This window comes from Chryseobacterium sp. FR054 (genome assembly GCF_056844565.1).
Window position 1 is genome coordinate 671,200 of record NZ_JBXDSA010000003.1, and the last position, 25,049, is coordinate 696,248.

Annotated in this window: 18 protein-coding genes; 16 read left to right on the top strand and 2 right to left on the bottom strand. The window is 41.4% G+C overall.

The window, feature by feature from the left end; genetic code table 11:
• Positions 1 to 96 precede the first annotated feature (96 nt).
• The 14 genes from AC106S_RS15975 (at position 97) to AC106S_RS16040 (ending at position 18,051) form a co-directional block, all read left to right on the top strand.
• On the top strand, positions 97 to 2,331 hold the full coding sequence (locus tag AC106S_RS15975; RefSeq protein ID WP_482440521.1) for a GH92 family glycosyl hydrolase: 2,235 nt from the start codon (positions 97 to 99) through the stop codon (positions 2,329 to 2,331).
• Positions 2,332 to 2,364: 33 nt separating this feature from the next.
• Positions 2,365 to 3,792, top strand: a complete 1,428-nt coding sequence (locus tag AC106S_RS15980) for a glycoside hydrolase family 125 protein (RefSeq protein WP_482440523.1) — start codon at positions 2,365 to 2,367, stop codon at positions 3,790 to 3,792.
• 117 nt (positions 3,793 to 3,909) lie between these two features.
• The gene (locus AC106S_RS15985) at positions 3,910 to 6,321 is read left to right on the top strand and encodes an endo-beta-N-acetylglucosaminidase H (RefSeq protein WP_482440524.1); all 2,412 of its coding nucleotides are present in this window, start codon (positions 3,910 to 3,912) and stop codon (positions 6,319 to 6,321) included.
• Positions 6,322 to 6,465: 144 nt separating this feature from the next.
• On the top strand, positions 6,466 to 7,329 hold the full coding sequence (locus AC106S_RS15990) for an ROK family protein (RefSeq protein WP_482440526.1): 864 nt from the start codon (positions 6,466 to 6,468) through the stop codon (positions 7,327 to 7,329).
• A 16-nt stretch (positions 7,330 to 7,345) separates the two neighbouring features.
• Positions 7,346 to 9,616, top strand: a complete 2,271-nt coding sequence (locus tag AC106S_RS15995) for a GH92 family glycosyl hydrolase (RefSeq protein ID WP_482440528.1) — start codon at positions 7,346 to 7,348, stop codon at positions 9,614 to 9,616.
• A 49-nt stretch (positions 9,617 to 9,665) separates the two neighbouring features.
• A complete protein-coding gene (locus tag AC106S_RS16000) occupies positions 9,666 to 10,163 on the top strand; it encodes a cupin domain-containing protein (RefSeq protein ID WP_482440530.1) in 498 nt (165 codons plus the stop codon).
• 251 nt (positions 10,164 to 10,414) lie between these two features.
• Positions 10,415 to 11,296 (top strand): SDR family oxidoreductase, encoded by an 882-nt coding sequence (locus tag AC106S_RS16005; RefSeq protein ID WP_482440531.1) that lies wholly within the window; start codon positions 10,415 to 10,417, stop codon positions 11,294 to 11,296.
• 87 nt (positions 11,297 to 11,383) lie between these two features.
• Positions 11,384 to 13,321: a M1 family metallopeptidase gene (locus tag AC106S_RS16010; RefSeq protein WP_482440533.1), complete on the top strand. Its 1,938-nt coding sequence runs from the start codon at positions 11,384 to 11,386 to the stop codon at positions 13,319 to 13,321.
• A 181-nt stretch (positions 13,322 to 13,502) separates the two neighbouring features.
• Positions 13,503 to 14,390 carry a DUF2589 domain-containing protein gene (locus AC106S_RS16015; RefSeq protein WP_482440535.1) on the top strand — a complete coding sequence of 296 codons (888 nt, stop codon included), beginning with the start codon at positions 13,503 to 13,505 and terminating at the stop codon, positions 14,388 to 14,390.
• A 15-nt stretch (positions 14,391 to 14,405) separates the two neighbouring features.
• Complete coding sequence (locus AC106S_RS16020; RefSeq protein WP_482440537.1) at positions 14,406 to 15,104, top strand: hypothetical protein; 699 nt, start codon at positions 14,406 to 14,408, stop codon at positions 15,102 to 15,104.
• Entirely contained in the window at positions 15,104 to 15,682 is a 579-nt protein-coding gene (locus AC106S_RS16025; RefSeq protein ID WP_482440539.1) for a hypothetical protein, read from the top strand. The genes AC106S_RS16020 and AC106S_RS16025 overlap by 1 nt, the downstream gene beginning before the upstream one ends.
• A gap of 12 nt (positions 15,683 to 15,694) precedes the next feature.
• Entirely contained in the window at positions 15,695 to 16,957 is a 1,263-nt protein-coding gene (locus AC106S_RS16030; protein WP_482440541.1) for a S8 family peptidase, read from the top strand.
• Positions 16,954 to 17,157 (top strand): hypothetical protein, encoded by a 204-nt coding sequence (locus AC106S_RS16035; protein WP_482440542.1) that lies wholly within the window; start codon positions 16,954 to 16,956, stop codon positions 17,155 to 17,157. Before AC106S_RS16030 ends, AC106S_RS16035 begins: the two co-directional genes overlap by 4 nt.
• A gap of 66 nt (positions 17,158 to 17,223) precedes the next feature.
• Entirely contained in the window at positions 17,224 to 18,051 is an 828-nt protein-coding gene (locus AC106S_RS16040) for an endonuclease/exonuclease/phosphatase family protein (RefSeq protein ID WP_482440544.1), read from the top strand.
• A gap of 6 nt (positions 18,052 to 18,057) precedes the next feature.
• On the opposite strand, the gene AC106S_RS16045 is transcribed toward AC106S_RS16040, so the two are convergent.
• Positions 18,058 to 18,744 carry a response regulator transcription factor gene (locus tag AC106S_RS16045; RefSeq protein ID WP_482440545.1) on the bottom strand — a complete coding sequence of 229 codons (687 nt, stop codon included), beginning with the start codon at positions 18,742 to 18,744 and terminating at the stop codon, positions 18,058 to 18,060.
• Positions 18,734 to 20,080 (bottom strand): sensor histidine kinase, encoded by a 1,347-nt coding sequence (locus AC106S_RS16050; RefSeq protein ID WP_482440547.1) that lies wholly within the window; start codon positions 20,078 to 20,080, stop codon positions 18,734 to 18,736. Before AC106S_RS16050 ends, AC106S_RS16045 begins: the two co-directional genes overlap by 11 nt.
• 82 nt (positions 20,081 to 20,162) lie before the next feature.
• On the opposite strand from AC106S_RS16050, the gene AC106S_RS16055 reads away from it, so the two are divergent.
• Both AC106S_RS16055 and AC106S_RS16060 read left to right on the top strand, forming a co-directional pair.
• A complete protein-coding gene (locus AC106S_RS16055; RefSeq protein WP_482440548.1) occupies positions 20,163 to 22,535 on the top strand; it encodes an outer membrane beta-barrel protein in 2,373 nt (790 codons plus the stop codon).
• Positions 22,536 to 22,642: 107 nt separating this feature from the next.
• On the top strand, positions 22,643 to 24,508 hold the full coding sequence (locus AC106S_RS16060; protein ID WP_482440549.1) for a M1 family metallopeptidase: 1,866 nt from the start codon (positions 22,643 to 22,645) through the stop codon (positions 24,506 to 24,508).
• Positions 24,509 to 25,049 lie beyond the last annotated feature (541 nt).

Consider the following 25,049-nt stretch of genomic DNA (forward strand, 5'->3'; position numbering starts at 1 on the left):
AAATCTGTGATTTTGTTATATAATATTGTTATTATGATTTTCATATTCCTAAATAATCCCTTATCTTAAAAAAAATTTGAGATCCTGCATACCATCATGAAAAAAGAACTGCTTATATTTTTAATGTCAATACTGCTTTCACACCACGGAAATGCACAGCTGAAGAATAATGATATTCTTTCCTGGGTAGACCCGTTCATTGGGACGGGAGGTCATGGGCATACCTTTCCGGGAGCGACAACACCATTCGGAATGATACAGCTCAGCCCCGATCAGAATACCAAAAGCGGTGACTGGGATTGGTGTTCTGGCTATCATTACAGCAGTAAGACCATCATGGGCTTCAGCCATAACCACCTTAGCGGAACCGGCTGGGCAGATCTCGGTGATATTCTGGTAATGCCAACAATAGGACAGATCAGAATGCTGCCCGGTTCGGAAGATAAACCTGAAACAGGATACCGCTCCACATTCAGCCACGAGAAAGAAACCGCATCTCCGGGATATTATTCCGTGATGCTTGACAGTTATGGAATCAAGGCCGAACTGACCGCTTCACCAAGAGTAGGATTCCATAAATATACTTTTCCTGAAAGTGAAGAATCCAATATCATTATTGATCCTGTGAATAAAATATTCGGGAATGTATACCATACACTGGTAAGTATTGAAGGAAATAATAAAATTAAAGGTTACAGTTATAGTACAGGCTGGGGAGGAAAAAGATTTGCCTATTTCGTGATGGAGTTTTCAAAGCCTTTTAAATCCTACGGAGTGTATTCAGAAGGAAAGATCAGAAATAATGAGAAAATGGCCCTTGCTAAAGATGCGAAAGCATTTGTGAGATTTTCCACAGAAAAAGATGAGAGTATAGAAGTGAAAGTATCCCTGTCTCCGGTAAGTACAGAAGGTGCACAGGAAAATTTCGATACCGAAGCCGGAAATGTTGATTTTGCCAGAGCTAAAGAAACAGCACAGAAAACATGGAGAGATCTCATCAGCAGATTCCAGGTGACAGGCGGAACAGATGATCAGCGGAAGATCTTCTATACAGGAGTCTATCATACCTTTATTGCTCCTAATCTTTATATGGATGTCAACGGCGATTACGTCGCAGCAGAAGAAAATATGAATACCCGATGGTTTACCAATTACAGTACATATTCTTACTGGGATGGCTTTAGGGCAACGCATCCGCTGCTGACGATCATGGATCAGAAACACACCAGGGAATTTGCCAATTCTCTCATCAGCAGGTATACAGACCGTAAAGATCATATGCCGATCTGGGAGCTTTGCGGTTATGACAATTTCTGCATGTTGGGATATCACAGTGCATCAGTGATCTGGGATGCCATTTCCAAAGGAGTCCCCGGGATTGATCATGAAAAAGCGTTTGCCGCAATGAAAGATGCTTCATTAACCGATAAAATGAGCAGCAGTGATGGCGGAGGCGGCCTGAATGACTATATTAAATTAGGCTATTCGCCTTCTGAGAACGGAGCTTCTGTTTCTGCGACTTTAGAATATGCCTATGATGACTGGTGTATTCAGCAGCTGGCGGAAAAACTGGGCAAAAAAGAGGACGCAGAAGTATACAGAAAACGCTCAATGAATTTTCTGAATACCTTCAACACAAAGAATAATCACTTTTGGCCAAGACAGAAAAATGGAGAATTTCTCCCTGATTTTCCTTTGAACGACTGGAAAAAACTTCAGCCGCACTGGGTTTCAGGCAATATCTGGGCCTATGATTTCTTTGTTCCGCATCAGATTGGTGAAATGATAAAACTGTATGGAGGAAAAAAAGGATTTGAGGAAAAGCTGGACAGAACTTTTACCGAAAAACTGAATATGCAGGGAGAACAGCACGTAGATATTTCAGGATTCATAGGATCTCTGGGATTCGGAGACGAGCCGGGGCACCATGTTCCTTATCTGTACAACTATGCAGGCGTCCCTCATAAAACGCAGAGAATGGTAAAATATATCCGCGATAATATGTATACGGCAAAACCTGACGGAATTGTAAATAACGAAGACTGCGGGCAGATGTCGGCATGGTATATTTTTTCCTCCCTGGGGTTCTATCCCGTTACTCCCGGGAAACCTGTATATGCAATAGGAGCTCCCCAGTTTCCGAAAGCTTCTTTAAAGCTGGAGAATGGAAAAACTTTTACAGTCACTGCTGATAAAATTTCCGATAAAAATATATACGTTCAGAAAATATTCCTGAACGGGAAAGAATACAAAAGCTGGGAACTGAATCACAGCGATATCATGAACGGAGGAGAGCTGAAGTTTATCATGGGAAGTAAACCCGTACAGTAAATCTAATAAGTAATAAAGAAATAAAAAGAATCAATGGAAAGGAGAAAGTTTATTAAAACAGGCGCACTGGCTGGAGCCGGGCTGCTGTTTACCCAAAATGTTTTTGCTAAAAATCTGGCTGTGGAAGATTTTCCAGTAGTCAGAGTTCCGAAAGATAAAAGGCATTTTACCAGCGAATCGGTAGAAAATGCCATTGCAGCCTTCAGAAAGAATGTTAAAAATAAAGAACTGGTGTGGCTTTTTGAGAACTGCTTTCCGAATACATTGGATACAACTGTTTTTTATAAAGAAATTAACGGAACTCCGGATACCTATGTGATTACCGGAGATATCGATGCCATGTGGCTTCGTGACAGCTCTGCCCAGGTTTTTCCTTATCTGCAGTTTTCTAAAAAAGACGAGAAGCTGCACAGGCTGATCTCAGGAGTGATTCATAAACAGACCGAATTTATCCTTAAAGACCCTTATGCCAACGCATTCTATAATGATGACAAGAAAATAAGCAAGTGGAAAGAATACGATCATACCGATATGAAACCGGGCATCCATGAGAGAAAATGGGAAATAGACTCACTTTGTTATCCTGTTCGTCTGGCCTATCATTTCTGGAAAACAACCGGAGATACCAAACCTTTCGATGCTCAGTGGCTGAAAGGAATAAAACTTACCTTACAGACTTTTACTGAACAGCAGCGTAAAAAAGATCTCGGTCCTTATAAATTTGAACGTACCACCGCCTGGGCTACCGATGGAGTTCCGATGGGCGGCTACGGCTATCCCACAAATCCGGTAGGACTCATCAGTTCCATGTTCCGTCCCAGTGATGATGCTACCATTTATGGATTTCTTATTCCTTCCAACCTGTTCGCAGTAGTAAGTCTACGTCAGGCAGCAGAAATGGTTTCCAAAATCAAAAATGAAAAAACATTGGCAGCGCAGCTGAACGGTCTTGCAGATGAAGTAGACGCAGCCGTTAAAAAATATGGTATTTATAACCATCCGGAATATGGGAAAATATATGCTTTTGAAACCAACGGATTCGGAAGTTACAATCTGATGGACGATGCCAACTGTCCGAGCCTTTTGGGACTCCCTTATCTGGATGCTGTAAAATCTGATGACCCGGTTTACCTCAATACCAGGAAATATGTATGGTCAAAAGACAACCCTTTCTTCTTCAAAGGAAGCCTTGCCGAAGGGATAGGAGGCCCGCATATCGGTCTGGATATGATCTGGCCCATGAGTATTATTATGAAAGCCCTTACCACCAAAGATAAAAATGAAATCAGATGGTGTATACAGACCCTTCAGAAAACCCACGGAGGTACCGGATTTATGCATGAGTCCTTCCATAAGGACAACGACAGGAAATTTACCAGAGACTGGTTTGCCTGGGCAAACACACTGTTTGGAGAATTATTATGGAAAACATTTAACGAAAACCGGGATTTACTGACTTAAATATTTCAGATCCTGAGTACTCCGTTTACTCTTCTTTTGCGGTATTCATTATGCAGGACAGGTTATAACCGGTCTGCACAGGGAACTGCATATTTTAAAACAGCAAAAAATTATACTATGAAGAAAAACTCCGTTCTTGCAGCACTGATCCTCATGGCTTGTCAGGCAGGATCCCTGTTCAAAGCACAGCAGCTTGACCCTGTCGGAATATGCTATGTGGAAGTCAACAACAGCAATATGCTGAATGCAGGCTCTTACACCCTGCAGAACAGTGGAAGGCAGCTTTTTGATGTGGCCATTATTTTTGCCGCAAACATTAATTATGATGTTTCCAAAAACAGGGCATATATTTCCGGAAACGGAAATGTTACCAAAGTACTGAATGATGTCAATACCTACGTAAGACCATTACAGCAGAAAGGAATGAAGGTCCTGCTGGATATTTTAGGAAACCATCAGGGAGCCGGAATCTCCAATTTTCCGAACCGTGAAGCTGCCCGTGATTTCGCAAGGCAGATTGCCAATACCGTTTATACCTATGGCCTGGATGGAGTAGATCTGGATGATGAATATGCAGGATACGGAAATAACGGAACAGGACAGCCCAACAGCAGCTCGTTTGTCATGCTGCTGCAGGAACTTAAAGCGGCAATGCCAGATAAACTGATCACATTTTATTACATAGGTCCGGCCACCACAAGGCAGAGTTACAATGGTGACTCCGCAGGAAATTATATCAATTACGGCTGGAATGCTTACTACGGAACTTACAGTGCACCCGTTATTCCTCCGCTTGATAAAACAAAAATTTCTGCTGCGGCAACATGGATACGTAATACCAATCCTGAGTCTACACCGGCATCTACGCTGGCAACGCTGGCCACCAATACCAAAAATGACGGCTATGGCGTATTTATGTGGTATGACCTGGGAGCTACGGATGTTGCAGGCTATTTAAGTACAGGATCAAATATCCTTTATAATGAAAATACCCTGCTTACCGGACAGCTCTACTCATGGACGCAGGGCCAGGCATGCGACCCGCCTTTAGGGCTTGAGGCCACCAATGTTGCAGGTACTTCAGCTACCCTGAAATGGACTTCCAATGCTTCGCAAACCTATAATATAGACTATAAACCGGCCAATTCCAATACGTGGATCAGTGCCGGAACCCATTATTCCGGAAACAGTATTGTTATCAGCAATCTGACTCTGAATACGGAGTATGACTGGAGAATACAATCCAACTGCTCTTCATCACTTAGCAGTATTTATCTTTTTGCACCACGGTTTAACTCGGGAAACGGATGCGCAGTCCCGGCAGGAATAAAATCTGAACGTTTTCTCGGGAATACCGCTAAAGTATCCTGGGACGCCGTAGGAACTGCAGCATCTTATAACCTTCAGTATAAAACAGCCGCTGCCACAACTTGGACAGATGTTCAGAATATCTCCTCCACCTCTTATACCCTTCCGAACCTGACGGAGAATACCGGTTATGTCTGGAGAGTACAGGCAGTATGCAATGGTGGAAATAGCAGTGTTTATTCAGCAGATACGGCATTCAACAGTGGTTTTGCTCCGGTTCAGAGCCCTGGGGCAAGATCCATTGCTTTTAACGGGAGTACACAATATCTGAATGCCGGGCAATTTGATCTGAGCGGTAATGCTCTGACCATTGAGGGCTGGGTAAAGGTAAATGCATTTAAAACCGGGTTTCCCTATATTTCTTCCGTAGCAGGAATTGAAGTAGGAGATAACAATTCCGCGATACTGAGATTCGGAGACGGAAATCTGGCCAATAATAAACTGCAGTTTACCCTGAGTTTAGGCTCATCCCAGGTAAAACTCAGCAGCAATACCTCATTTAATACAAATACATGGTATCATATCGCGGCAGTATATGACGGAACTTCTATGAAACTTTATATTAATGGTAATGAAGATGCCGGCAATACGGCTTCCGGCAGTTTTACGGCAAACGGTATTCTTTACCTGGGAAGAAATTATGATAATTCCCGTACCCTGAACGGATTTTTAGATGAATTCAGGATCTGGAAAAGAGCACTGACGGCACAGGAGATCTCAGATCAGAAATGTAATGTAGCAGCAAATACTCCCGGTCTTGAAGCCAATTGGAAAATGAATGAAGGAAGTGGAATCGGAGTTTTGGATGCAACAGCCAATACACATTTTGCAACAATGGTTAATATGACCAATACAAACTGGAGAACAGACGTTGCCTGCACAGAGCAGCTCTCCGTAAAAGAAAACACATCAGGAAGTGCAGACAGCCATCTCTATCCGAATCCCGTTAAAAAAGGCAGTGATCTTCATTTTATCATAAGTGATACGGCAGCAGATGAGGTTGCACTGTATGATATGACAGGAAAACTGGTAATTACACAGAAAGTGGATAAAAATATTACCGTTATGGGTACACAGAACCTGTCCGCAGGAACTTATATCTATAAAATAAGCTCTTCTGATAACAAGATTCTGAGATCCGGAAAAGTACTCGTGAAATAAAACCGGAAAAGATAAAATACATGACAAAAAAATAAAAATTAGGGGATTTTTGACTGGGACCTGAAACGGACGTATATTAGTACTTAACTTTGCTATTACTGTCCGTTTGGGTCACAGTTTTTTTATTCGGATAAAACAAACATCATGCAAAATATAATAGGAATAGATATCGGCGGCTCCCATATTACAATGGCACAGGTAGATCCGGCTAAACGTGAAATCATTGCATCCACTTACGTCAGGGAACATGTCGATTCCTTTGGTTCCCGGGAAACCATCTTTTCTTCCTGGGTTTCTGCTGTTGAAAAAGTTACAGAAGGGCTTGCGAAAGAAAACCTTTTAATAGGAATAGCCATGCCGGGACCCTTCGATTATGAAAATGGAATTTCCCTGATGCAGCAGGGGAAATTTATTGATATATACCAAATCAATATTAAAGAAGAGCTGGCTGAAAGATTAGCGGTTTCAGAACAGCAGATTCATTTTGTAAATGATGCCGGAGCCTTTCTGGAAGGAGAAGTTTTCGGGGGCTGCGTGCAGGACTGTAACAGAATTTTCGGAATAACATTGGGAACAGGGCTGGGAACGGCCTTTTATGACGGAACAGCGGCTACTGATGAAGACCTCTGGGATTCCCCTTTCAGGAATTCAATAAGTGAAGATTATCTGGCCACACGCTGGTTTGTACACCGGTATAAAGAACTTACAGGACAGGAAATTTCAGGAACCAAAGAATTGCTGGATAAACCTCAGAACGTACAAACCGAAATATTGGATGAGTACGCAGATTCCTTTGCAGAATTCATTGTAAAATATATCAGCCCTTATCAGCCGGAAGTTTTAGTTATAGGCGGAAACATTGCCAAAATGTATCCTTATTTTGAGGAAAGACTTCACAAAAACTTATCTGAGGATAATATTGATCTTCCTGTAAGAATTTCCGCTATTTTTGAAGATGCAGCCATTTTAGGAGCAGCAGGTTATGCTTTGAAGAAAGCCACGAATTAATTAACAGAATGACATTATGAAATTGATCATTTCATCTTTTTTTATTGTACTGAGTACATGGGTACTGGGACAGGATAAGTCCCCGGCCGATTATGTGAACCCTTTAATGGGTACCCAATCCAAACCATCCCTGTCCAATGGGAATACCTATCCGGCAATCGGACTTCCCTGGGGAATGAACCTCTGGACACCACAGACCGGTAAAATGGGCGATGGGTGGGCATATACCTATGATGCCGATAAAATTAAAGGATTTAAACAGACCCATCAGCCTTCTCCGTGGATGAATGACTACGGAGCTTTTGCCATTATGCCGGGAGTAGGTAAACCAAAATTCAGAGAAGAAGAACGGGCAAGCTGGTTCAGCCATAAAGCTGAGGTGGCAAAACCTTATCATTACAGTGTGTACCTGGCTGATATTAACGTTACCACAGAACTTACCCCGACAGAAAGAGCGGCCTTTTTCAAATTTGATTTTCCCGGGACAGACAGTGCCTATGTAGTGATTGATGCCTTAAATAAAGGATCCTATATTAAGATCATTCCGAAAGAAAGAAAAATTCTGGGCTATACGACCAAATATGCCAGAGGAAAATATGAAAACTTTAAAAACTATTTTGTCGTTCAGTTCGATAAAGATTTCGATCTTACCACGGTCTGGAAAGATAATGCTTTTGTAAACGGACAGCTGGAACTGGCCAGCGAACATACAGGAGCTGTCATAGGATTTAAGCTTAAAAACAAAGAAAGTGTTTATGCAAAAGTAGCTTCTTCGTTCATCAGTTTCGAACAGGCAGAACTAAACCTCAAAAGAGAGATCGGAAACCGGAATTTTGAACAGGTAAAAACTGATGCTAAAAATATCTGGAATAAAACATTGGGTAAAATTGAAGTGAAGGGAGGAACAGACCAGCAGATGAGGACATTCTATTCCTCTCTGTACAGAACGCTGTTCTTCCCGCAGAAACTATACGAAATTGATGCTCAGAACAGAATAAAGCACTGGAGTCCCTACAACAGCAAGATCTTGGATGGAAAAATGTTTGCCGGAACCGGATTCTGGGATACTTTCCGTGCCCTGTATCCATTCCTGAACCTGGTGTATCCGGGTATCAATGCTGAAATGCAGGAGGGATTGGTGAATGCCTACAAGGAAGGAGGATTTCTGCCTGAATGGAGCAGTCCGGGATATTCTGACATTATGATTGGGAATAATTCCGCCTCAGTAGTTGCAGATGCTTACATAAAAGGTCTCCGGGGGTACGACATAGAAACTCTCTGGCAGGCCGTTAAGCATGGAGCCGATAACGAAGGTCCTATTGACGCAGTCGGACGCAGAGGAGTTCAGTATTACAATACACTGGGCTATGTTCCTTACGACGTAAAGATCAACGAAAATGCAGCCAGAACTTTAGAATATGCTTATGATGATTTTGCAATCTATCAGCTGGGAAAAGCATTGGGAAAACCCGCTTCGGAAATTGATATTTACAGACAGAGAGCTTACAACTATAAAAACCTTTTCGATCCGGAAACCGGACTGATGAGAGGAAAAAATAAAGACGGAAAATTTCAGGCCCCATTCAATCCGTTCAAATGGGGGGATGCCTTTACAGAAGGAAACAGCTGGCATTATACATGGTCGGTTTTTCAGGATATTGAGGGGCTGTCTAAGCTGATGGGAGGTAAAAAGAAATTTGAAGCCAAACTGGATGAAGTATTTTCTCTTCCTCCTGTTTTTGATGACAGCTATTACGGCAGTGTCATACACGAGATCCGAGAAATGCAGATCATGAATATGGGACAGTATGCACACGGCAATCAGCCGATCCAGCATATGATCTATCTGTACAACTATGCCGGAGCACCCTACAAAACACAGTACTGGACAAGACAGGTGCTGGATAAACTCTATCAGGCAACTCCTGACGGCTATTGCGGAGACGAAGACAACGGGCAGACTTCTGCATGGTACGTATTCTCAGCCTTAGGATTTTATCCTGTTACTCCCGCTACGGATCAGTATGTTTTGGGAGCCCCCTTATTCAAAGAAGCCATAATCCATCTGGAAAACGGAAAGAAAATAGAAATAAAAGCACCGGAAAATAATGCGGATAATTTCTATGTGAAATCTCTGAAAGTCAATGCACAGCCTTATTCCAGAAACTGGTTAAGCCATAAAGAACTGATGAAAGGAGCCGTGCTGGATTTTCAGATGGATAATAAACCGAATAAAGAAAGAGGATCACAGGAAAAAGATTTTCCGTATTCAATGTCTGTGGAATAATGAAACAATACTTAATTTTTAAAATAATCTTAAAGAGCAGTTTAGCGATATGAGTGCAGTAAAAAAAGAAATATTCGATAAAATAGAAAAAATGCTTGGTACACAGGGGTTTAATCTTGTCGCAAAAGACGACACAAGACCCTGGGGAGGTTTCTTTGTAATCGATGAAAACCAGGCACAGGATTTTGCCAACCGTTACTTTGACGGAATTGATGTCAATAACCTGAAAATAAGCGGAAAGCTCAGTCCTAAGATCCTTATTGTAGCCCCTCAGGCACGGTTGAGCTGGCAGTATCACCACCGCAGAGCCGAAATCTGGCAGGTTGTGGAAGGAACTGTCGGAATCAAAAGAAGTACAACAGATGAAGAAGGCGAACTGAAAGAATACCACCCGAAAGAACAGGTAAAACTGCAGCAGGGTGAAAGGCACAGGCTGATCGGTCTGAATGGCTGGGGAGTAGTCGCAGAAATCTGGCAGCATACCGATGCATCCAATCCTTCAGATGAAGATGACATTGTAAGAGTACAGGACGATTTCGGAAGATAAAACAGACGCAGCATTGATTTTTCAATGCTGTGCCTGTTTTCAGAAAAGAATTGCACTAAAGCAGAAATCGGAGATTGGGGAATAGGTCTTACCTTTCGTTGTTATCTTCTGCATAATTTTTAAAATCAACTGCAAGAATAATTGTATTAAATTTACATAATAAGCATTCAGCGATCTTACACTTATGATAAAGCTGTTCAGACAGCTGATCAATCTGTGTGATAACTTTTATTTAAAAAAATAACATTTATATGAATATGTATACCCAACCGATGCTGCGTGAGGGCGCATTAAAAGATAAAGTGGCAATAGTAACAGGAGGCGGAAGCGGTCTCGGGAGAGCAATGACCAGATATTTTCTGGAGCTGGGCGCTAAAGTAGTGATCACATCCCGTAACCTGGAAAAACTTCAGACCACTGCAAAGGAGCTGGAAGAGGAAACAGGCGGGAAAGTACTTTCCGTAGCCTGCGACGTGAGAAACTGGGATGAAGTGGAAGCTATGAAAGAAGCTGCTTTAAAAGAATTCGGAAGAATTGATATCCTGCTGAATAATGCGGCCGGAAACTTTATTTCCCCAACGGAAAGACTGACGCATTCCGCTTTCGATTCTATTCTGGATATTGTTTTAAAAGGAACCAAGAACTGTACATTATCCATAGGAAAACACTGGATAGATTCCAAAACCCCGGGAACCGTCCTGAATATTGTAACCACTTATTCATGGACCGGGTCTGCCTATGTAGTTCCCTCAGCATGCGCCAAAGCAGGAGTTCTGGCTATGACAAGATCTCTTGCCGTAGAGTGGGCGAAATACGGAATCCGTTTCAATGCGATCGCTCCGGGGCCTTTCCCTACCAAAGGAGCGTGGGACAGACTGCTTCCGGGAGATCTTCAGGAAAAATTCGATATGAAGAAAAAAGTGCCTTTAAGAAGAGTGGGAGAACATCAGGAACTGGCCAATCTTGCCGCTTACCTGGTTTCAGATTACTCGGCATATATGAACGGGGAAGTGGTGACCATAGACGGAGGGGAATGGCTGCAGGGCGCAGGAGAATTCAATATGCTGGAAGATATTCCCAAAGAAATGTGGGATGCCCTTGAAGCGATGATCAAGGCAAAAAAATCAAATTAAACGAAAAATAAGTATAAAAAATCCCGGATTGTAACGATTCCGGGATTTTTTATAACTTATACCCTGAATTTACTAAATTTTTTTCAAATGAATTTTAAGCTCTCAGGTATTGTTGCTGCAGCCGCAGTTTTCCTTCTTTCAGCTACTGCCCTGGCACAGGAAACTCCGAAGTACAGTTATGTAGAAGCATTTAAACCTTTCTTTTACCCCCAGACAGGAACAGAAACCCGTTCTGCAAGCGGACAGCCCGGTTATGCCTACTGGCAGAATTCAGCAGATTACAATCTGAATGTTTCTCTGAATGAAGCAAAAAATGAAATTTCCGGTACCGCCGAAATTATATATACCAACAACAGTCCCGATAAACTGGGATTTCTCTGGCTGCAGCTGGATCAAAACCTGTTTGCAGAAGATTCCAGAGGAAATGCCTTAGTTCCGCTTTCAGGAAGCAGAAACGGAGCCAGAGGTGAAAAACTGGAGGGAGGATATAAAATAAAATCAGTAAAACTGGACGGAAAAGCTGTAAAATATACCGTTACCGATACCAGGATGCAGATCGATCTTCCCAATGAGCTTAAAGCAAAAGGCGGCAAAGCCAGAATTGCCATCGAATATTCATTTATCTCTCCTGAATACGGATCCGACAGAATGGGAGTTCAGAATACCAAAAACGGCAAAATCTTTACCGTGGCACAGTGGTATCCCAGAATGTGTGTATATGATGATGTGATGGGCTGGAATACACTGCCTTACCTGGGGGCATCGGAATTTTACCTTGAATATGGCAATATTACAGCCAGTATCACCGTTCCTGCAAATCACTATGTAGTAGCTTCCGGAGAGCTTCTGAATGCTAAAGACGTTTACAGCAAAGAAGAAAATAACCGCTGGCAGCAGGCTAGGAACAGTGATAAGACCGTCATGATACGTACAGAGTCCGAGATCGGAAAAAACCAGGACTCCGGAACAAAAACCTGGAAGTTCAGGATTGAGCAGACCCGTGATTTTGCATGGGCTTCCTCACCGGCATTTATCCTGGACGCAGCAAAAATAAACCTGCCGAGCGGCAAAAAATCACTGGCCATATCTGCCTATCCTGTGGAAAGCGGAGGAGAGAAGGCCTGGGGCAGATCCACGGAATATACAAAAGCTGCGATAGAGCATTATTCACAGAAATGGTATGAATATACCTATCCCGCAGCCACTAATGTAGCAGGAAATGAAGGCGGAATGGAGTATCCGGGAATCGTATTCTGCCACATGAACTCAGCCGGAGAAGATCTTTGGGGAGTCACAGATCATGAATTCGGGCACAACTGGTTCCCGATGATTGTTGGCTCCAATGAAAGGCTTTTCGCGTGGATGGATGAAGGATTCAATACCTTTATTAATGAATTATCCACAAAAGCATTCAACAATGGGGAATACTATAAAAAGAAAGACCTTGCCAGAAGCGGAAGCTTTATGATGGGAGATAATCTGGAGCCTGTGATGGTAGGACCCGATAATATGAAAGAAAGGAGCATCGGAGCTCTTGCCTACTATAAGCCGGGGCTTGGGCTTGAAATTTTAAGAGAAGCAGTTCTGGGACCTGAAAAGTTTGACAAAGCGTTCAAAACCTATATTGAACGCTGGGCCTTCAAACATCCTACTCCCTGGGATTTCTTCCATACTATGGAAAATGTTTCCGGCGAAGAACTCAGCTGGTTCTGGAGAGGCTGGTTTATCAACAAATGGAAAATAGATCAGTCGGTGAAAGACGTGAAATATGTGAACGGAGACTTCAGAAACGGAGCACAGATTACCGTCGAAAATCTGGGGCAGCTGCCAATGCCGACAACCGTTCAGATAAAATTCAGAGACGGAACCCGACAGATTGTAAAAATTCCGGTGGAAATCTGGAAGCGTAACACGGAATGGACCTTCAGAGTCAATTCCGTGAAGGAAATTTCTGAGGTAATGCTGGATCCCGATTCCGTAGTTCCGGATGTAAATCCTAAAAACAATACCTGGACAGCATCGTAAAACTATTGTGCTGAAACAGAAATCTGATACAGTTATTATTAAAACGCCTGAACTTATTACCGTGGTTCAGGCGTTTATTTTTAGGGTGTTTTTCCGGGACAGGTCAAGCGGTTTTCCTGTAATATTTTGATTAATAGTGAGATAATTTTGTCCCACAGTATTAATTTAAAAACAAAAGAACATGGAAACATTAAAATCGGTGCTTGAAGCAAGCCACGCCAAGAAAACCAAAAACGAACTGATTGACCTTCTGTCAGGAGTAGAAAAAGTGCTTACCCCGGCAGTCTACGAAAAGGTTTCAGGAATTGAGACTTCAGAATTGGGAACCCTCACCAATAAAGAACTCTTAAACATCGTAGAGGATTTTAAAAAGAATTATGACGAAAAATGGGAAAAATCTTTTTCCGGAGCCTCTTCAGAGATCATGAAACTTATTGCCGGCAAGATGGCTGCCGATGATGAGATCTTCAGAACTTCAGATGCTGCCGGTGCAGATTTCGCTGCAGAACTGGGAAGTATAGATTTTGCCACCATTATAGGCGGACCTCTGGATGCCTGTGTAAAAGCACAGTCCAATGCTTCTATCGCTACCGTTAACTTCATCAATGAAGTAGGATTTGAGCTTACAGATCCTGCCAATGCTGCCAGTGCGAAAAAACTGAGAATGGCAGAATTTAAATACAAAAAGAATATCCCGAACCCGGATTTTAAACCTGAAGAACCGGTAAGCACAACTAACCCCAAGACTATTCCTGACGACGTGGAGATTTCAGTGCCTTTTATTGCGCTGCTGAACGTTCCAAGCTTCAGAATAGAAACCTGCGAGGTAGATTTTAACGTTAAGCTTAATTCTACCTACACCAAAGACGTAAGCGATGAATTTGGAATCAACGCCGGAGTTTCCGGAGGTTGGGGACCTGTAAAATTCAAAGTGGATGTATCTTATAAAAGAACTTCCAGTACAGGAATCAAAGTGGAAAAAGAGTACTCTCTGGGGGTAAAAGTACGGGCTACCAATGACGAAATGCCGGCAGGACTTGAAAAAGTTCTCGGACTTCTTTCACAATAACCAATTTTTACGGAAATGATCAAATTATCAGATTACCTGGATTATCTCAACAACGAGATAATTCAGGCCCGTAAAAAAGCTGATGAGAATGCTGTTCTTATTGCAAAGGAATATGCAAAGCATGAGTACCTTAAATATTTTAAGGTTCCCAGATATGCCCTGCCCAGTGTAAAGATGGATATTCCGGTAAAGATCACCGATATAGATTCGGCTCCCAAATACAATTTTAAACTGAATCAGGATCAGTTTGTTTCAGAAATGAACGAAAGGATCAGGCTGGTGAATAAAGAAAAAAAACTGAATATTCCGGAAATTACCAAAAGACAGATTCAGACGGATGAATTTAAAACCCTGTTCAGCAAACTGGAAAAGAACGACCAGAAGTTCGGAAAGCTGCCTGCTGATGAAGTGCTTAAACTGGATCTCAGAAACAGAATAAAAGTTCTCAATAGTGGAATTTTCCGTCCTCAGGACGGAACAGGTGAAGAAGATATTGATGAGCTGAAAGAAATCTTTTCAAAGGTTTTACTGAATAAATATACTCTGGTGAATGCAAAACTGAACAACATTTACATAGATCCCAATACATCAGCAGCAGAAGATAAAGATAAATTATTCATCAACCTTCATGTGGAAATGGAGGAAGAAGGAATAAGGATTGTGTCCTACAAGGATAAAGACGGTAATGAAATAGAACAGATAACTTTTGAGTAATGCAGGAACTTATTCACTTTACGGTACAGAAAATCAGGGAGCTTCTGGAGCATTTCAATGAAGTCCAGGCATTATACCTGTCGAAATCATTTGACTTTGATGCCCGGCTGGAAGTTTTTCTCAACGAGGTCCTGGAATATTTCCGTACCAAAGGAAACACCAGCCACGAATCTGAAGTCCTGAAGATCATGAATATGATTGCAACGGTCAAAAGAAGCTTTAATCCCATAAAAATGGAGAAAATAACAGCTGGAAAACGCGATCTCCTCTGGGGATTTTCATTCAGCGGAATGGAAAGTATCTATGATATTCTGATGGAAATATATGCGAAGGAAAATAAAAAACTGGATGATGCTGAAGAGCTTATTTCCGGAATTATCGTCTCATTATACCAGAACGGAATTCTGGATGATGAAAAACTGAAGGAAATGGATTCTGTCCCGAAGATTGAAAGCTTCTGGACTTCGCTGGTGACACAAAATACAGCTATCTCAGGGATTAATAAAAAGCTTAGGCTGACTGTCATTCCTGAAGATATTTACCTGATCCTGGAAAAAGTATTTCTGAAATTAATTTAAAAAAAGATCATCATGGAAACCGGAAGATATATAGTGCTGCTGAAAAACCAGCAGAAACCGGCACTCAGAAAAATAGAGAAAGAACTGGAAGTGAGTATTACCTCTTCAGAACTTCTCTCCAAAGAAAACCGTGCCTATGATATTATAGACCAGGATAACAGTGTGCTGTACAAAAACCTGGGAGTTCTTGTCGTTGAGAATATGGATGAAGAGCAACTGAAAAGCGCAGTAAAAAATGAATCGAACGCTATTGTGTATTATGAAAAAGAACGGGAATTTTTTCCCGCTGATGAATTACAGCTGATCAGTGAACTGAAAAAACAGTCAGCCGGAATAGCGGAAAAGATTTCAGAACTCGAAAAATACATCACCAACAAACCCCTGCCGCAAAAACCGCTGATTGAAATGGAGTGGGGACTGAAAGCTATCGGGCTGGAAAATGCACAATATACAGGAAAAGGAGTTGATATCTGCATTCTGGATACGGGACTTCAGACTTCCCATCCCGATTTTTCATCCCGGGAAATAGAGGGAAAATCCTTCATTGACGGGGAAGACTGGAACAGAGATCCCAATGGGCATGGAACCCATTGTGCAGGAGTGGCCTCCGGAAATATCCGCAGCGATATCGGAAAACGGTACGGAATTGCAAAAGACTGCAATCTGAAAATCGCCAAAGTACTCTCAGACAGCGGAAGAGGAACTACAAGCAGCGTAATTGATGCCATAGACTGGGCTATTACAAAAAAAATCAGAATACTGTCTCTCTCGCTGGCATCTCCCGTGAAACTTAATGATCCCCCTTCTGTTCTTTTTGAAACGATAGGCGAGAGGGCACTGGAAAACAACTGCCTTATCATAGCAGCAGCAGGTAATGACAGCAACAGACCACAGATTCCGCAGCCCGTTTCAATGCCTGCCAATTCAAAATCCATAATGGCGGTTGCCGCCATTGACGGGCAGATGAAGGTCGCCAGGTTTTCAAATGCCGGCCTTAATCCTTCTACCGGAGGGAATATCAACGTTTGTGCCCCGGGTGTGGATATCATAAGTGCTTATCCCAAAAATTCAAAAAATAAAAGTAACCTGTATTACACCATGAGCGGAACCAGTATGGCTGCTCCTCATGTTACAGGGCTTGCGGCCTTATACATGGAACAGTTTCCCGATAAATCTGCGAAAGAGATCTGGGAACTCATTGAAACCAGGGCCAGACCCATTGAAGGCCTGAAATACAGAGATATAGGAAACGGTTTAATACAGATATACATATGAGTACATACCTTGCTGTTTTAAAGAAAGATATCAATTTTAAAAAACTTGAAGCGCTCCTCAAAAACAGAGAAATCAGGCTGATGGCCCATTATAAAACCATTGGCGTTGTAAAGCTTCAAAGTAAGCAGCCGATTTCAGAAGATGCATTTCAGGATTATTTTATATCCATAGAAGAAGAAAAAGATAATTTAACAATATAATTACATCAATAAAGCTTCCCTGTCGCAGAGAAGTTTTATTTTTGTCTCTTATTGATAAAATAGCTTATGAATTTCAGATTTTCAATGATTTTCCTCATGCTTTTCGCACTGGGATTTTCACAGGACCTTACCGTAATGAGTTTCAATATCAGGCTGAACGTAGCATCGGACAAAGATAATGCATGGCCGGAAAGAAAACAGGATGTTGCAGATCTGCTCACCTATTATCATCCTGATTATTTTGGAGTACAGGAAGCACTTCCGGAGCAGATGAAAGACATTAAAAACGGACTTAAGAATTACGATTATGTTGGAGTGGGAAGAGACGACGGAAAAGAAAAAGGTGAGTTTTCTGCTATTTTTTATAATACAAACAGGCTTAAAGTTTTGAAATCCGGAACGTTCTGGCTTTCAGAAACCCCGGAGAAACCTTCCAAAGGATGGGATGCCGCATTGAACAGAATCTGTACCTACGCTGTTTTTAAAGATAAAAAGTCGGGGAAAGAATTCCTGGCGATGAATCTTCATTTCGACCATGTAGGAAATGTAGCCAGAGTGAAGTCTGCTGATCTTATCCTGAAGAAGATCAGGGAAATTAATCCCGGAAACCTTCCGGTAACGTTAAGCGGAGATTTCAACCTTACAGATGATACGGAACCTGTAAAGATCCTTTCACAGAATCTGAAAGACAGCTTTTACCATTCAGAAACGAAACATTACGGTCCGGTGGGAACATTCACTGCGTTCAATACAAACGAAATACCTAAAGACAGGATCGATTATATTTTTGTACAAGGATTCAGAATAAAATCCCACAGGCACATCAACGACAGACGGGAAAACCTGCTGTATCCGTCAGATCATTTCCCTGTTTTGGCAGAGCTTTCCTTCTAGGCAGATTCAGTCTTTGGGGAAATCTATTTCAAATCCTATCCCTCTGAGGGACTGGATTTTTATGTGGGGATCATGCACAAAATATTTCCTTAGCCTGCTGATGAATACATCGAGGCTTCTTCCTGTAAAATAATCATTTGTTTCCCAGAGAGTATCCAGAATGTCATCTCTTTTGATGGTACTTTGGTTATGCTTCAGAAGATAGAGCAGAAGCTCCTGTTCACGGGCTGTGAGACGGACGTTTCCTTCATGATGGGAAAGCAGGAGTTTCTCCGTATCCAGAGAATAGGTTCCTATTTTCATCATTTGCGGGAAAGCTGCGGGCTGTATTCTTTTCAGGATATTCCGGATGCGCAAGACCAGTTCTTCGGGATCGCAGGGCTTGGCAATATAATCGTCTGCTCCGATCTTCAGTCCGGTAAGACGGTCTATTTTCTGGTTTTTGGCGGTCAGGAAAAGCAGCGGAAAATCATTTTTTTCCTTTAATATCATTTTGGCAAGGGAAAAGCCGTCGATATTCGGCATCATAATATCCAGAATACCTAAGTGAAAAGGAAATCCTGATTGTAAAAGTGGCAGAATATCTTCAGGATTCTGATACCAGATTACTTCAAAATCTTCCAGTTCAAGGTACTGTTTCAGGATCATACCGAAATCCGGATCATCTTCTGCCAAAAGGATTTTAGTTTTCATAAGGAAGGATTATTTTAAAGGTGGTTCCCGTTTCAGGAGAGCTGGAAACATCAATTTTTCCGCGGTATTTGTTCACGATGTTCTTTACAAAGTACAGTCCAAGCCCAAGTCCTTTGCTGTTGTGGATATTATTGGGCTGAATCCTGTAAAATTTTTCAAAAATATTTTTAAGTTCTTTTTTCTCTATACCCTGTCCGTTATCCGTTACTTCTATTTCTACATATTCCGCAAGCCCGCTGAAGGAGATCTTTACCGCTGAAGCACCATACTTTACACTGTTTTCACAGAGGTTTTTAATAACGGTTTCCATCAGGTTTTTATCAAAAGGAAGTACATCTGAAATATTATTTTTCATTTCGAAACGGATCAGGGGATATGTGAAGGCCAGATCCTGGATGAAAAAATCCCAGTCTTCAGGTTGAGTCCGGTTCAGGCCATTTTCCGAATCATCTTTATGAAGCTGGAACATCAGATTTTCAAGGCGGCTGATCTGCCTGTCGATAAGGGGAAGTGTTTCAGGATCCCAGTTTTTTTTTAGTGTTTTTGATGCTATTTTCAGCGTGGCGATCGGAGTTTTGAACTCGTGGGAAATATTATCTACAACTGTGTGAAGAACTTCTACCTGCTTCTGTTGGCGGACCAGGTTGTTTACCGTGAAAATATACAGCATCATAACGCCTGCCAATAGCGCAATACAGCATAAGATCAGTAAAGTAAGGTTCTTAAAAACAATGCTTTTGATATTTGATATTTCAAATTCTGTTTTGCTTTTAACAAGAAATGAGTTGTTTTTAAATTTGTTTTTCCCTGATTCATTTTTTGATGAAGTTTCCCAGCTCCCTTCATTGGTGATTTTGGGATTGGTAACTTTATTACTGGTTTCAAAAAGAAGAATAGGTTTGTCGATCAGACGGGTACTGTCCGGTATATGAATGATAGATGTATATTCTATTTTTGCTGCAATATCGTAGCCGTTGGTTTTCAAACGGTAGTCGAGATAGCGGAGAAGCCTTTCTTTGATGGCTCTTCTGTTTTCAACAAAGAAATTATGAAATTCCTGTTGGCTGATCTCTTTGTCATAATACCGGATGAATGTTTTCTGAAGAGAATCATCCTTCATTTCTTTCACACTGCTGATGTCTTCCAGCTTGTCAGTGTATTCGGAAAGCCCGTCCTGGATGGTTCTGTACACCTCACGTTCCTTTACCTGGTAGGTTTTGTAGATAAAGTAAACCTGTATTCCCAGCAACAGCAGGAATAGAGTTGCGAATAAGGCAATCAGGTATTTACTTTTGGTGATCATCACAGCAAAGATAAAACTTTCGTATTTCCCCAAACAGGCATTAACCTGCCATTAACCTTTCGTTAACCGATATTCTCTCTACGAATCCGGAAGTTTGTGCAGTAAAACTAATGATATGTATAAAGCTTGTCTCTTTCTGCTTCTGCCACTGATGTTTTCTGCCCAGCAGCAGAAGACCGAAGGAATGGTAACGGATGCAGAGAACAGGAAGATATCTGCTGCGGAAGTAGAGGTCTATAACCTGAATAACGAACTGATCCGAACGGTAAAGTCAGATGAAAAAGGATATTTTTTACTGGAAGGAATTTCCGGTGACTCAGTCAGGCTGGCTGTGAAAAAAACAGATTATGCTCCGTTTGAAAAAACGGTTGCTTTAAAAGAAAGCCGTGAAATGCTGAAGATCATTCTGAAGAAAGCCACCCGGGAAATAGAGGGAATTGTAATGACTAAACAGAAACCCCAGGTGATAAGAAAAGTAGACCGGCTGGAATTTAATGTGGAAAACAGTAATATCTCTACACTGAATGCATGGGAGATCCTTCAAAAAACACCCAATGTAACGGTAAATAATGATGTTCTTACGGTAAAGGGAAGCACTGCGATCCTGGTAACAATCAATGATAAAAAAGTCATGCTGACAGGAGATGAACTGAAAAATCTTCTGGAAAATACACAGGGAAACGATGTGAAATCCGTAGAAGTCATTACGAATCCTCCTGCCAGATATGAAGCTTCCGGAAGTGCCGTGCTTAATATTGTGATGAAGAAAAATAAGATCGAAGGCTATCGTGGAATTCTTTCTTCCAAATACGTGCAGACCCAATATGCCAAAGGAAATGTGGGTCTTTCCCAATATTATAAAAAAGATAAACTTTCCCTGATGGGAAGCTATTACAGAGGAATGGGAACTTTTTACCGGGAAGGGACGGATGTTGTCAATTATCAGGAAAGCCAGACCCGCTGGGTAAGCATTATGAACCGTAAGGATAAAAACAATGCACAGAACACGGTAAATTTCAATGCAGAATATGAGATAGACAGCCTTACCAATATCAGCCTGAATTATTCAGGATATTTTTCACCGAAATCTTTCGGTACCTATTACGTGCCTACCCTCATCTATAATGCTCAGAATGCGGTGGAATCCAACTATACCACAGTTAATGACCATCACTCACGTACCGGCAATAATTCCCTGAGCTTCCAGGCAGACCGGAAACTGAATAAGAAAAGCAGCATTTCCTGGATCAGTTATTTTACCGGGAACAACGGTGATAAATACCAGAATGTGATCACAGAACTGAACTTTGCAGGACAGACACCCCGGGAAGATAATTTTTTTACCCGGAATAAAACCGATATAAAATTATATTCCACACAGGCAGATTATCAGTGGAAAGGAGATAAAATAGAGCTGGAATCCGGAGCAAAATACAGTTTTGTGAAAACAGAAAGCAGCCTCAGTTTTTCAGATAATCAAAGCGGAACTCTCCTGTACAGACCGGAAAAAAGCAGCCTCTTCGACTATAAGGAACATAATTTTGCCGTTTATACCTCATTAGCCTACAACCTCGGAAAATGGAATTTTAAAGGAGGTCTCCGGGCAGAAATGACAGATCTTGAGGGAGTGGTATCCGAGCCTTATGAACAGAATAAAAATAACTACTGGAGCCTGTTTCCTACTTTCTATGCCCAGTATACCACAGAAAATAAACATGAGTTCGGGTTTTCTTATGGAAAAAGGATCAGCAGACCCTACTACTCCTGGCTGAACCCCGCCAAATCCTATTACAATCTTTTCTCCTATTATCAGGGAGATCCGAAAATGAAAGCCACGATCATCCATAACCTGAATCTTACCTACTCATGGAAAGGCTGGAACGCAGAACTCTATTACCGGAAAGAACTGTATCCGTCTATGGAAATCTCTTTCCAGGAACCGAGTACCAACCAGATGATCTATTATTTCACCAATATTGAAAAAGATCAGGCGTATGGTCTCAGCCTTTATAAGAATTTCCAGGTTAAGCCGTGGTGGAATGTTGTGATGTCTCAGAATCTGGAACATAACGAAAATTATTTTAAAGGAATTGATGATCAGCTGTACAAAAATGAAATATGGAACTGGGTTTCCGATGTCTCCACAAGTTTTACGCTGGATAAGAGCAGCGACTGGAAAATGGAACTTGGGCACAGGTATTATTCTCCAGGAGTACAGGGAACATTCAGAATTTCAGGTAGGTGGTCTGCCTATTTCGTAATGAACCGTAAATTTTTGAATAAGAAATTAGAAGCGTCTTTTATTTTCAATGATATCTTCAGGAGTATGGAGCAGAAGGTCAGTACGAAATATGCCAATCAGGATAATTATTTCCTGGATTACTCAGATACCCGGGGCTTCACCCTTTCTTTAAAGTATAACTTTGGAAATCAGTCGGTGAAGAATGTTAAAAGCATAAAAAGAACGGATGAACAGAGCCGGCTGTAAATAATTTCAATGTAAAACTAATATCCATAAAACATTATTATAAAAGAAATGGTCATTCTGTGTCACATTTTCGCTAATTTTGATACCGATTTTTAAAAATTGGAGACATGAAAAGACTTCTTTATGCCCTGACTGTTGCTGTATCGATGCAATTGGTCTCTGCTCAGGAACTGTATATGCCGAGAAATATTAAAAAAGCATATGAAAAAGGAACCCGGGATATTTCCGGAGCACCCGGCAAAAATTACTGGCAGAATAAAGGAGTGTACAATGTAGACGTAAAGGTAGATGCAGGAACAAAAATGGTTTCAGGAAAAGAAACGATTATATACAGCAACAACAGCCCGGATCAGCTTAATGAGCTGGCGATAAGATTTGTGAATAACCTTCATAAGCCGCAGTCTCCGAGGTCCGGCTTCGTTTCAAAGGATTTTTTGTCTTCCGGCCTTCATATCAGATCATTCATTGTGAATGGTGAAAAGTATAATATCAACAGTGACGACTGGAGTACCGTTGAAAAAGTAAAACTGAATACACCGCTTAAAGCAGGTTCCAAAGCTGAGATTAAGATCGAATGGGAATATCCGCTTTCTGTACAGAGCGGAAGGGAAGGGCAGATTGACCCTGAAACCTTTTACGTAGCCTATTCATTCCCGAGAATATCGGTTTATGATGACTATAATGGCTGGGATATGCTGCCACACTCCGACAGGCAGGAGTTTTACAACGACTTTAATGATTACAGTTTCAGTATTACAGCGCCGAAGAATTTTGTAGTCTGGGCTACCGGGGATTTCCTGAATCCCGAAGCAGTTCTTCAGCCGGAATATCTGAAAAGATATAAAAGCTCATTGAAAAGCGATAAAGTGATACATATTGCCACTGAGCAGGAAATGAGATCCGGAAAAGTGACCAAACCCAACAAATGGAATGTCTGGAAATTCAAAGCCAGCCATATTACCGATTTCTGCTTTGCATTAAGCAGTCATTACGTTTGGGATGCCGCAAGTGTTCAGCTGAAAACCAAAAGAGCGAGCGTGCAGGCAGCCTACAAAACAGGAGCTAAAGATTTTGAGCATTATGCAGACTGGATGCGCTATAATTTAGACTGGTTCTCGAAAAACTGGCCGGGCGTGGAATATCCTTATAATGTAATGACCGCCATCCAGGGATATGCCGATATGGAATATCCAATGATGATCAACGACAGCAGTATCCCGGATAATTTCCAGGATGCAAGACTCACGGCAGATCATGAGATTGCCCATACCTATTTCCCTTTCTACATGGGAATCAATGAAACCCGGTATGCTTTTATGGATGAGGGCTGGGCAACCACACTGGAATATCTCATCGGAATTGATGAGAACGGTGAAGCTGCAGCAAAAGATTTTTATAAAAACTTCAGAGTGAAAAAATGGATCAAAGACCCTTCCGCAGAACAGGATCAGCCGATCATTACCATGAGTACGCAGGTAAGCGGAGCAGGATACGGAAACAATTCCTACGTAAAAGCCTCTCTTTCCTATCTGGCTCTTAAAGATTATCTGGGGGATGAACTGTTCAAAAAAGCATTACACCATTATATGGATAACTGGAACGGAAAACACCCTGTTCCGTGGGATTATTTTAATTCCATGAATACAGGATCCGGCAAAAACCTGACCTGGTTCTTCAATAACTGGTTCTACACCAATAATTATATTGATCTGAAAGTAAAAGGGGCCTCACAGCTTAATGATCTTCTTACGGTAAACGTAGACAACGTGGGAGGATTTGCCATCCCTTTTGATGCTATTCTGAATTATGAAGACGGAACGACAGAAAAACTTCATTTTTCACCCGCTCTCTGGGAGAAAAACCAGAAGCAGACAGATCTGGCTATTCCCATCAAGAAAAAAGTGAAATCGGTGACGCTGGATGGAGATCTTTTTATGGATTATACGCCGGATGATAATACAAAAGCTTTGTAAGGAGCTGGCTAAATTTTATTTGAAAACAATTTTACAGGATACTAAATAGCCTCGATTCGGGATAAAAAAATCTGAATTATATTATTATAGTAAGTGTTATAACTGATGATCAACGTATAAATTTTTGTAAAAAAATGATACTGTGAGTTTTTTAAGTGCTCCGTAGGAGTACTCTGTTCATAGCATTTAATAGATGATCTAAGGAGAGCTCCGTAGGAGCGACCTGATAATTATATTGATTAATATGTTGGTCTCGCAGAACCTTAATACGGGCAAATTTGAGAACAGTTTACAGCATACTAAATAACCTTAGTCCGGGATAAAAAAACTGATTCAGACTGGTTGGAGCTGAGAGGAAAAAGTTATGAAGGTCATTAAAAATAAGTCCTGAGTTTGTTTTTATCTTTTTAGGGTAATTTAATTTACAATGGTTTTCAATACTTCCGGATCAGCTAAATGAAACATTGCATAAAAAAATAAGCTTATAGGTTCAAAAACCTATAAGCTTTATTATATTCTTACGTAAAAAATCAGTAAAATA